The 12,529-nt window shown below is 31.7% G+C and carries 9 protein-coding genes; all 9 read left to right on the top strand.

All coding sequences use genetic code 11. The annotated features are described in order from the left end of the window. Positions 1-657, top strand: a 657-nt coding sequence (locus V7D82_RS12450; RefSeq protein ID WP_333601305.1) for a hypothetical protein, incomplete at its 5' end; no start/stop codon positions are given. Between the two features lie 3 nt (positions 658-660). Continuing rightward, positions 661-3,126, top strand: a complete 2,466-nt coding sequence (locus V7D82_RS12445) for a DEAD/DEAH box helicase (RefSeq protein WP_333601304.1) — start codon at positions 661-663, stop codon at positions 3,124-3,126. Positions 3,127-3,484: 358 nt separating this feature from the next. Further along, the gene (locus V7D82_RS12440) at positions 3,485-3,850 is read left to right on the top strand and encodes a hypothetical protein (protein WP_333601303.1); all 366 of its coding nucleotides are present in this window, start codon (positions 3,485-3,487) and stop codon (positions 3,848-3,850) included. Between the two features lie 11 nt (positions 3,851-3,861). After that, positions 3,862-6,801 (top strand): type I restriction enzyme HsdR N-terminal domain-containing protein, encoded by a 2,940-nt coding sequence (locus tag V7D82_RS12435; protein WP_333601302.1) that lies wholly within the window; start codon positions 3,862-3,864, stop codon positions 6,799-6,801. 145 nt (positions 6,802-6,946) lie between these two features. Continuing rightward, positions 6,947-8,146: a hypothetical protein gene (locus V7D82_RS12430; RefSeq protein ID WP_333601301.1), complete on the top strand. Its 1,200-nt coding sequence runs from the start codon at positions 6,947-6,949 to the stop codon at positions 8,144-8,146. Positions 8,147-8,159: 13 nt separating this feature from the next. Beyond that, positions 8,160-8,693: a hypothetical protein gene (locus V7D82_RS12425; protein ID WP_333601300.1), complete on the top strand. Its 534-nt coding sequence runs from the start codon at positions 8,160-8,162 to the stop codon at positions 8,691-8,693. A gap of 87 nt (positions 8,694-8,780) precedes the next feature. Next, entirely contained in the window at positions 8,781-10,112 is a 1,332-nt protein-coding gene (locus tag V7D82_RS12420; protein ID WP_333601299.1) for an AAA family ATPase, read from the top strand. Next, the gene (locus V7D82_RS12415) at positions 10,096-11,121 is read left to right on the top strand and encodes an RloB family protein (protein WP_333601298.1); all 1,026 of its coding nucleotides are present in this window, start codon (positions 10,096-10,098) and stop codon (positions 11,119-11,121) included. The genes V7D82_RS12420 and V7D82_RS12415 overlap by 17 nt, the downstream gene beginning before the upstream one ends. Before the next feature lie 386 nt (positions 11,122-11,507). Beyond that, positions 11,508-12,529: cytochrome-c peroxidase (locus tag V7D82_RS12410; protein ID WP_333601297.1), on the top strand; the 1,022-nt coding region annotated here is incomplete at its 3' end.

The following is a 12,529-nucleotide window of genomic DNA, read 5'->3' as shown; positions in this document are numbered from 1 at the left end:
GGAATAGCCGGCGATAAAGATATTGATGTTTTAAAGATTGAAATACGGAATTGGTTTGTTGGAAAAGATGAAGCAAAAAAGCACGGTTTCATTGCCGAATTTTTTTGTCATTTATATTTAAACCAATTAGATTTTAAACAGCACTTTTTATTTAAGAATTTAGAGGAAACTAAATCAATGAAGAAAGGTTTTGACGGTCTGTATCAATTTGAGAATGAAATATTTCTATATGAAAGTAAATCGAGTTTATCAACTACTACTACTGCAACTCATAATTCAAATATTGGAGAAGCATACCGTGATCTTAGAGATAAACTAAACGGATCAAAGCTAGATGCACATGGTAATCCTATAGACCCTTGGTCAAATGCGGTTAACCATGCCAGCCTTCAACAAGTTAATCCAAATAAAACTCTGATTCAAAATTTAACCGATTTTAAAAAGCAATTTTTGAAAGGCTCCTTTAACCACATAAAAAATTTTAATGTCATACCAAGCTCAACTATCTACTTAGATGCTAATTGGAAATGTATCGACAGAGCCGATTTGAAAACCAAATTAACAGGATTAGTTAAAAATTATGAATACAAAAACATAAACATCCTTTGTATCAACAAAAAAAATGTGGATGATTTCATAGCCTACATAAACACATAAGGTATGTCAGAAAAATCACAGCTTACGGCTCTAAAAAATAGCGAAGAATTTAATGTAGTTTTCTCAAAACTTATATTGTCCAATATTTCAATTTCAGATTCAGAAAAAGAGTATATTCTATTATGCGCGCTGCTATTTTTCAAAGTTTACGATAATGACAATAGAAATAAAAGTTATTTCAGATTAGGTTACTACATAATTTTAAAATATTCACTACTGTTTAGAGATTTTCAGCCTTTATATGATATCAGCTTGCAAATTGGATTTTATCCTATCTGCAAAACAATTTTGCATAACGATCTGCTTCAAATAAATAGTATAAGTGGTTTACTAACGTATAAAATAATTAATGAGAAATTTATCAATATTAGAGAACGACACCTAGAAACCTTAGAACAGCATTCGGCGAGTAATACGTTACTCAATAGTAACATTGAAAGTCTAGTCTACGTAGCTCCAACTTCTTTTGGTAAAAGCTCACTAATAAAAGATTTCATAATTAATAATACATATCAGCGGATAGGTATAATTGTCCCTACCAAATCATTGTTAGTTCAAAATTTTAAAGACATAAAAGATTTAAATCTTAGTTATAAGTTAATCACTCATGACGAAATGTATAATGGAGAAGAAAAATTCATTGGTGTTTTAACCCAAGAAAGAGCAACAAGGTTACTCAGAAAGAGCGTGGCTTTTGATATTCTTTTTATTGATGAAGCACACAATATTTTTAGGTATAATAAAAAGAATTCCCGTGGGATTTTGCTAACTCGTTTAATTGAAATGAATAGAGCAATAAACAGTACGAAAGTAATTTACCTGTCTCCATTAATTGATTTTCCAGACAATATTAAATCAAATGTAAATACAAAAACTGAATCTGCTGTAGTTAAGCACAACTTGAAATCTGAGGATATTTTTCTTTGGGAAAATGAAATAACATCAATCTACAATCGCTTCACAAACGAATATTTAACTTTAAACGAATCTAGTAGCTTTTATCAATACATCGAAAAAAATAGTCAAACAAAAAATTTCATCTACAATTTTCGACCAAAGAACATAGAAAAGCTTTCAAGAGAACTTTATGAAAAGCTGCCGGAATATCCATCTGATATAGAAATTAATCAAATTGTCAATACTATAAGTAACGAAGTTCACGAAAAGTTCTATGCAAACAAATATTTGAAAAAAGGCATTGTTTATATTCACGGGAAAATTCCAAATCAAATTAAAGAATACCTTGAGTATAAATTTAAAACTATCTCAAGTTTAAAATATATAGTTGCTAATAAAGTAATATTAGAAGGCGTAAATTTACCTATTGATACAATATTTATTACCAGCACAAATTATCTTGATGGCAAAGATTTAGTAAATCTAATTGGACGAGTGAATAGATTAAATTATGTATTTCAAGAGCAAAATTTAGAAAAACTTAATCCCAAAATTCACTTTGTTAATTGTGAAGATTTTCAAGGAAAATATTCAATGACTAATAAGATTGAATTATTAAGAAATCATAGTTTTAAAGACAAAATTGAAAATCCTTTACTTAACAGCTATAACATTGATGACCTAGATTTTGCAAAAACTGATTACCTTACCAAAGAGCAAGTCAAAGAAAAACGGCGAGAAAAAGATCAAAAAATTAAAGACAATACAACATTTCTAATTAAAAATAGGAACGCGATTGAGCAAGACACAAGGATAAAGAAATATTTTATTGAAAATAGCTTTGAGGAAATCTATGATAATTTTGATACTGTAATTTCGCAAATCGTAATAAATTTTCAATACTTTTCGCAGGAAGAATGGGAAAGCTTGAATCTTATCCAAAAAGTTACCGCAATTTTTGTTAGCAATTTATCAGAAAGAATTATTGATTATGAAGTAGAGCGTTTAAAAAATCCTGCAGCCCAAAAATATTATAATTTCTATTTAACAACAACTCAAAAGCAATCGTTAAAACAGAATATTGCCGCTACATTTCAGTACCTAAAAGCAAAAGCAAATACAATTGATCCTTTTATATTCATAGGCAAATCTTACGGCGAGGTGAAAAGAGACACAAATGCCTATAACAATCAAATGTATAAAGATACAGTCTATGTCAATTTAAATGGAAAGTCAGATGAGATTCTCATCAATTTAAGTGTTGTCAAAGTTAAGATTGAAGAAGATTTCGTTAGTTATAAGTTAAATAAACTAATTGTCTTTTTATTCGATTTCGGTCTTATTGGCGAAGATGAATATCTAACTCATGTTTATGGCACTACAAACCGAGAATTAATTAAATTGGTTAGGCTTGGTATAATTACAAGCGTGGCACACAAATTACTGGATGATAAACAACTTTCGAATCTATCACTTAATGAATTTGGTAATCTTTCTGCGAATTCACAATTTTATCAATATCTGCAATTACAAAATGATTTCTTTCAATTTGAAGTTAGAAAGTTTATATAATTATCCTAATAGCGGATTTGTAATCCGTGCTTTTATACATCTCAATATTCCTAAAATGCAAATCTATAATTCCACAATTGCATATTAAAACTAAAATTATTTAAATAGTATTGGCGTTCTATTCAAAATACAGTACTTAATGCATTGGTTCACATCATTTTTATAGCCGGTGCCTATGCTATAGGCATCTATCTTCACATGAGCTATAGAGAGTACCGCAAAAACTCCCATCATAACATCAGTTGGAAAAGTAGGAAAAAGTAAATAATTTTAATATATTTGATTGCAGAATTAGACATCAAATACTAATTTATAAGGCTTAAAATCAAGCAGCAATTCCAACTCAAAACTAGTGCTTATGACATCAAACGGAATAAAAACGCAACTCACAAAATTTGTTAAGCAAACTATGGGTAGTGAAAATCCAAGATTTAGTGGTTGGTATTCAGGAATCACAAACAATGAAAAACGAAGAAAAGCGGAACATAGTTACAAAAAAGGATTAATCGATTTTTGGAAATGTTGCGAAGCTGATAACGTTGCAAGTGCAAACGAAGTTGAAGCATATTTTCACAAAAAAGGGACTAAGAACTCTCCTTATGGCCATGGTGCAATAAAAACATCTGTTTTTGTTTATATTTTCAAGCTCCCTACAAAGCAACCTATGGGATTGGGAGGGCCATTTACAGAAGAAAATTTATTAAAACAAATCTTTGGTGATTAATCAATTCATATATGACTGAAGAAGATATTAAAGCCAAAATTCTCCTGCCCTACCTTCATGATTTAGGTATTGATGTTTCTGAAATTTCTTTGGAAGACTCTTTTAAAATTAGGCTTGGAAAGACAAAGAAGGCAACAGGAAGGTCTGATATACTTTGTAAAAGACACAGCAAAAATCTATTCGTCATTGAATTAAAAAGTGATACTGTTCCTATCACAGATGATGATCGTGATCAAGGGATATCTTATGCAAGGTTACTTGATGATATAGCACCATTTACCATAATCACCAATGGTCTTGAAACCAAAGTTTATGATACAATAACAAAAGAGCATATCACAGGAAACATAGCAGAAAAATCGAGTTTCTGGAAAAACGGTTATTCACTTTCAACAGATGAAGAATTAAGGATTAGATATGAGGCACTAAAAAACTTCATCGCGCTTACACCTCAAAATTTAAAACTCTTTTGTGAAGCTCAGGTATGGGACAGGATGGGTCAAATTATCGGCGGAATCGACAGTCCCTTTTCTAAATTTGTAAGAGACTTGTATATACAGCGCCAAGATTTGCAAATTAGCTTTGACAACTTTTTAAAGTCTCAAGAATCAGTTTTTGGCTTAGTAGGAAATGCAGGAGTTGGTAAAACAAATGCTATCTGTTCTCTAGTACTTCAATATTTAGAGAACTCATTTGTGTTTTTTTACAATGCAGCCATTATACAATCGCCTGCTGTTTGCATAGCTCAAGATTTAAATCTTGCTTTTTCGAGCAGAACTGAAACAGATACTGCCTTGAAAAAACTTAATGAATTAGGCCGATTTGCAAATAAAAATGTCTTAATATTCATTGATGCAGTTGATGAAAGCACTAATTCTAATATTACTCATGAACTAAGCGAACTGGCATTGGCCGCTAAGCACTTAGAATATGTAAAAATCGTAATTAGTTGCAAATCAAATATTTTAAATTCAATCCTTAAGATTAGTGATAATCCTACGCATCTTTATGACGAACTTAAAAAATCACACCAAACCATTAGTGATTTAGGCAATAATCCGGGTTTTCTATTAAATGAATTCTCCGATAAAGAGTTGAACGATATTTTGCCATTATACCAAAAGGCATTTGGCTTTAAAGGAGCAATATCAGATTTAATTTTACGAGAACTAAAAAATGGATTCTTTTTGAAATTATTTTGCGAGGTGTATAGTGGGAAGAAGGTACCAAATAAAATAAATGATAAAGAACTAATTCAAAAATACCTGAAGCAATCTATCGCTAAAACACGTATTGACTACATATCAGGATTGCGGATTCTTGCAGCTATCGGTAAAATAATTATTGATCACGAATACACATCGTGGCAAACATATAAAGATGAAGGGATAGATGTAAACCAAATTCTCGAAAAATTAAATTTATCGCTAGATGAAAATATTCCGGAGGATCTATTTACCCGAAACATCTTAATCAAATCCAATACAGAGGAGTCGTACAATATATCATTCTACTATTCAAAAATAAGGGATTACATTATTTGCTACCATTCATACCAGTTAGATAAAATGTCTGACATTGAATTCTATGATGTTTTACACGATTTTTATAAAAACCATATAGGTAAGAGCGCAATAGATTTTTATATAGAAAATGCCAAATCTTCGCACTTAAATACCTTAATCCAATTCAAAAAAGATAAAGCACTCTCCTATGTTGAATCTTATAATAATTTCTTGGAGCATAATTTCAAAAAATTTAAAGATAAATTTGATCCATACACAAATGGTAACATAGCAATAGTTTTACCACGAGATTTAATAAATTCTCATGGCTATGCACTCTTACCGCGTAAAAGTAAATCAGATGACAAGTTAATTTTTGAGAATTTCGGCAACTCATTGAATGTCGATTCAGATATGATGTGGCGAATGGGAGTAAATACTTTGTATGGTTCCTATGAATCATTACTAATAAAGAATCAAATCTCAACTGTTAAGAAAAATATTTTCAAAGATTTAAAGAAAATAATGGAAAAAGGAAGATTAAGCGCCTATAATTCCAACATACTCTTAACAGAGCAAATAGCTCTCATAGTATACTATTATCAGAAAGAACTAGGCTATGATTTTAAGATAAATGATTTTTATTTGCCGAGATTTGAATCATTATATCCTATAAATCTACAAGATTTAAAACAGCGAATAATCAAATTTAAGTTTATACAGTTTTATCGATATAAGGTTAATGAAAATGAGCAACTGAAAGAGCAAGTTAAAATAGCTATTATAGAAAATCACACAGTTCCCGAATATAATACAACTGGAGATACTGCTCCAATTAAAGAGCTGGGGAAAATTGTAGATATTCTATTAAGTCAGGGAATAAATGAAATTAAGCAGCATTACTTACCCCTTCCAGATAAGTCATTAGAAGAAAGTAAAATACTTTATAACGAAAACAAAAACGGCAATTGGGAAAGAGTTAGAACAATGCAATATAGTAAAAAGCAAGGTGAATTATATTTTATTGAGTTTTTCAGGAAATTTGAAATTTGCTATAAAGAGTTTGTTGAATATTGCTTTCCAACTTTTAAAGATGACTTTCAATTTTACGGTTCAATTCCCCATGAGTACTTTTTTTATACTAAAGATGGGAACTTAAATGATTGGGGAATGTTTGGGTATCGCCCATCTAAATCTGGGAGGTTTGATATCAAATTCGAAATAGCAGAACCTAGTTGGGACTTGTTGAAGAAGGAAGAGTTAACAAGTTTAAGAACTTTTTCATTAGATCGAATTTTAAGAGTCAATGATTTTGCTCGGTATCCTGTCAAAACTATTGACAAAATCAATACTTCAAAAGTTGATGAATATTGCGTTATTAGAAATTGGATATATCAATTTCTTGAAGACGATATGAAAAATCTTTTTAAAGCAAATGAAGATTGATTTCAGATTTAAAAGTGGTGATCGTTATGTAATATTTTATATTCTTAATTCCGCTTGAAAAACAAATTTAAAGGTTTAGCACATCAAAACTTATAGTATTCTGAAATACAACTTTAATCAACAATTTATTTTCAATAGTGTAAATATGAAAAAGGTTATCATTTTGGGAGCAGGTGCTTCGAAAAGTTATGAAGAATCAAAAACAGGTGTCAAGATGCCAATTGCAAACGATTTTTTTGAAACATTCAGAAAGCTTGATATCGCTGAAAATCCTTGGGTTCTTATTGGTGAATTACTTCATTATGTCGCAGAAAGAAATAATGGCGGTATCTTAGATTTTCTAGACTTCAATGGCGATATTGAAGAACTGCACACAGAAATTCAAGAAAAACTATATCATAAATTAAAACAAAAAAACTTCCAAATAGGACAAGACAATGTTACATTAATAAAATCTTATAATCAGCTCATTTTTCTATTTATAAGTGTAATCAATGAAATTCAAAATGGCCCAATTTCAGATGCGCACATAAGGTTGGCAAAACAACTTTCAAATGAGGATTCAATTATTACCTTTAACTGGGATACCCTAATGGATAGGGCTTTAAAAAATGCTACAGGTTGGAATACCGATTTTGGTTATTTTGTTAGTCCAGTAGCAACATTCAGAAATGGTTGGGAAAAATTAGATGATTCAAAAAAAAAGTTAGACTTTCCTATTTTGTTGAAATTGCACGGATCAAGTAATTGGCTAACGAGTCATAATTTACCTGAAAATGGGAAAATGGAATTAATGCAAGACATAGATGCTGATAAATTCTTTATATATGAAAGTACTATAAATCCTTATGATTGTTTTGCCGGGCGGTTTATGGATGGCTATGAGGAGTTCTCATACGGATATTATCCACCAAACTTACCCATAAAAGGTAAATCTGCCCCTGATGGCATGATGATAATGTCAATGAGGATTAAAAATCCATTGGTTCCTGAAGGAACTTCCAATAGTTCCGGTTTAACATCTATGCCATTGATTATTCCACCTGTAAAACATAAAGAATATGATTCATTCGGGGATTTATTTCTGGATTTATGGACGGAAGCAAGAGACAGATTAGTAGACGCAGACAAAATTTACATCATAGGTTATTCATTTCCGGTTACTGACATACGTTCAAACGACCTTTTTAAATCTGTTTTTAAAAAACGAAAAGATTACCCTGAGATAATTATTCTTAACCCCAATCCCGATTGTATACTTGACAGATTTCATAATCAATTTGGTGTGCCTAAAAGCAAAATAAAAATCATTAAGGATTATTTCACTGAAGATTTTATATTATAAACAGACAGCATAAATGGAAAATATAGACAAAAAAATTAGCGCCTTACAAATTGAATTACTCGAATTTGCCCAAACACTAAATTTTGAAGAATCATTTGAATTTTCACCTTCAAGTCTTGAAAAGATACAATGGGATAAAATTGAATGTCAGGGTTTATATTTGATAGAAATCAAAAATGACTCAAAGTTTAATCATTTCAAAGAATGGGCAGATGAATTCTGTCTCAAATGGACGGATCCGTTATATATAAAAAAATGGGTGCCAAACCCCAAGAAAAAGAGATTGTCAAAACATTCGGAATTAAAAGACTGGATTCCTCTTTACATAGGCAAATCACAAAAAATTAATGCTCGCTTTTATGAACATATTTATTTAAGGCTTGAGCAGCCCACAACTGGTTTAAAATTAAAGGCTCGTGAAAATATGCAAAACGAAGTTTTTAGACTGAGCTATATAAATATTCCAACACAAAATTATGATTGGGTAATGCCTGTTTTCGAAAATAATTTACGGAATAGAATCAACCCTATCTTAGGACGACAATAACTGTTTTTTGTTTTTAATTTGCAAAAATTAAAGATGTTTTTATTGTTTTCGTTGTAAATTGTTTTATTTTTGTAAAAAATAAGCATTATGATTATTAATTTTAAAATAAAAAATTATCGCTCAATAAAAGATGAAACTCTTTTTAGTCTGGAAGCATCAGGAGCAAAAGGAAAATCAGACAATGTTGCAGAGATTACTGTAAAAAATGGAAAAAAATTTCGTTTGCTCAAAACAGCGGTAATCTATGGAGCCAATGCCAGTGGTAAAAGTAATGTAATTCGAGCTTTTTGGGCTTTCCGACAATTAATAGATCGTTCGTTCAGATATGATGTAAACGACAACATTGAACTTGCAGAACCGTTTGAACTCGATGTCGAAACAGCTGACCAACCCACCGAATTCACTCTTAATTTTATTGGGTGGGATAAAGTTCAATACATTTATTGTATGGCTATTTCTAAAAGAGACGGTATAATTGAAGAAACACTGAAATATTACCCTGAAAAGAGTCAAAAGATAATTTACAAAAGAACTGGAAGAAAAATTACCAGTATAAACCGTGATTTCTTTAAAAACAAAAACAGCTTTGACAAAATAAATCCTAAACGTCTTTTCTTATCTGAGTTAGGCAACAGCGGAGAAGAATATTGGGAAAATATGCGTAATTATTTTATACATGGAAACATGGTATTAAATGCTGCTGCCAATGGCATGCTTATTGGGCTTGCCGAAAATGCCAAAAGTCTTTTTGAAAGTGATATTGAAGGAATGGAGGATATAAAAAACAAAGTTGTTAAACTTGTTCAATTATCTGATTTAGGGATAAAAGGCTTAGAACTTGTTGAAGAAGAAGAGTTTTTTAAACCGGGTGTTAACAAGGAATCATACTCTGGTTCAAGAATTAATAAGCGTTTCAAAACAACGCATAATGTCTACAAAGATCACAAAATTTTTAAACAACATCAGTTTGATTTACTAAACCAAGCATCAACGGGTACAATTGCATTAGTTGGTTTATGTACCGAGATAATGCTGTCTTTAAATTTTACTGGAGGAAGGCCAATATGGATAGATGAAGTTGATAACAGCATGCATCCATACCTTTGCAGGTTTTTAATTTCATTATTCCATCATCCTCGAAGTAATCCATACAATTCCCAGTTGATTTTCGCAACTCATGAAACCACTTTGCTCGACAAAAATAATTTCCGTAAAGACCAAATTTGGATTACTTCAAAAGACAAATATGGTTGTACTAAACTATATAGCGTTTATGATTTAGACATCGAAGGACTTCGTGATGATATCCCATTTGACAAATGGTATATGAGTGGCAAATTCGGTGGGCTTCCGAACATAAAAACTATGGATTTTATTTTTGATCGAGATAACAAATTGGAGTATGAGAAAGAGAAATAGGGTTTCCAAAAAACCGGTACTTTTTATTGCTTGTGAAGGAACCTCAACCGAATTCAATTACTTTACCAGTTGGGGAGAAACAGAAGAAGCATTAGATAAATTTGAACGGGTTGAAGTCTATCCCGATGAAAACGAAAATAACCCACAAACTAATCCGTATCAACTTTTTCAAATAGCAAAAAATGCTTTAGATAGTGGTTCAGCAGATTATGCTTGGGCAGTTTTCGATAAAGACAATCATCCAAGGCTTCCCGATACTTTTACTGATGCTGCTGCTGCAGGGGTTAATATCGCATTTTCTTCTCGCTCGTTTGAAGAATGGGTTTTAATGCATTTCGAAAAAAACAATACCCCTTTTAACGCGACAGAATGTAAAAATGCTACTGGCAGGCCTATTAATTGTGGATCTCATACAGTCCCTAATTGTACGCCTATTGATTGTTTAACAGGACATATCAGGAGAAGAAATCACATTTCAGGCTATTCTAAAAAAAGTGATTTTGATTTATTTACTGCAATACATCAAAATACTGAAGTCGCTTTGACAAATTCGGCTTGGCTGCGTTTTCAGGTTGGTGCCTCTATAAATGTAGCTCAACCGCCTCTTCACAATTTAAATCCATACACTAACGTTGACCAATTAATTTATCTGTTTCTTCCTTCCACATTAAACATAGAATGGGGTAATGCAAATACCAATATTCAATTAAACAATTGGACAATAAATACCCGATTAGACAATGGAGATATTGTTGTCAATGTATCACATACACAACCAAATCCACAAATTTTAAATGCTCTATTTCTTGATTCATTAGTAACCACTGATGATTCCTTAAATGAGACTCCCGGCACGGTTATAAATAATCAATATTTGACTAACAACAATGGAAGTAATAATCAAATATTGAGAGCCAATGACGTTATTGAGTACAGAATACAAAACAATAACCAGCAATACTTTCTATTCAAGAACGACAATACTAGAATTTTTATAACACTCTACTGAAATAGCTGAATTATATGAATTTCTAATTAAGCCATTTGAGAGAAAGGGTAGCGATATTTACTAATAGAAATTGACGAATTACTAAATACAAATAATAAAGTATTTATTGTTTTAGGAGTTGGCATCTGTTGACCTGTGAACCTGGACTTAAACAAATCATTAGTCGTAAACGAGCATAGCCTTAACTATAAGTGGTTAACTGTTCAATCATATAAAAACGTTCAAAAAGTTATACATTCATTTGGGTATTTTGACGTTAAAATATTCTTATTATAACGCATACAAAATCAATCGTTTAAAATTATTATTTAAAATAAGTCTAAATAAAGTTTGTGTTTTCAAAAAGAGAAAATATATTTGTGCTTTATTTTTAATTAATCTAAATAGTGAATTACAAATTTATTCTCATAACTCTTTTTACAAGCCTTGTATTCACCAGTTGCTCTGATGTAAAAGAATATAGCACCATTCCTGATGACAAAATTGCTTTGGGAAAACTGCTATTCAACGACGCCAATCTGTCCAATCCAATCGGTCAGGCCTGTGCTTCCTGCCATTCTCCCGAAACCGGTTTTAGTGACCCACTGCACCAGATTGTTTCTGAAGGTGCCGTCAGCAATACTTTTGGAAATCGAAATGCACCCAACTTAGCTTACAATGTTTTTGCTCCAAATCGTTATTACAATACTATTGATGAAACTTTTGTTGGTGGATTCTTTCTAGATGGTCGCTCACCAAACCTACAGGAACAAATGATTCATCCGCTGCTCAATCCGGTAGAAATGAACAATACATCAACAGCACAAGTGGTAGCCAAAATCAAAGCTGCTGCTTATTACCCTCAAATCGTAGCACTTTATGGCAATTCTCCTTTTGATGATGATATTTTATCCTATGCAGCCGATGCCTTAATGCGTTTTGAAACTTCAGATGAAGTCAATGCTTTCACCTCCAAATACGATTATTATCTGCAGGGAAGAGCTACACTTAGCCTGGAAGAACAAAAAGGTTTAGTGCTTTTTGAAGGAAAAGCCAAATGTGCCCTTTGCCACGTAACCGATCCTGATCCTGACCAAAAGAAAGTGTTGTTTACTGATTTTACCTATGACAATCTTGGCGTGCCAAAAAACCCGGATAATCCTTTTTATACCGCAGCTTCAAATCCGTTAGGCATCAATTATGTCGATTTAGGAATTGGCGCCATTGTGTCGCAGCCAACCCATTACGGAAAATTCAAAGTGCCAAGCTTGCGCAATGTGGCCATCTCAGCCCCTTACTTTCATAATGGTTCCATAACCACATTGGAAAAAGTGGTGCGTTTTTACAATCGAAGAGATTTAAACACCGGTGAATTTGCAGCTGCCGAAGTAAGCCAGAATGTAAATATAGAAGAACTCGGAAACCTGCA

The sequence above is a fragment of the Flavobacterium sp. genome (assembly GCF_036741995.1).
Lineage (GTDB): Bacteria > Bacteroidota > Bacteroidia > Flavobacteriales > Flavobacteriaceae > Flavobacterium.
The sequence above is the reverse complement of the archived record's forward strand: the minus strand, read 5'-3'. Positions and strand labels throughout refer to the sequence as shown.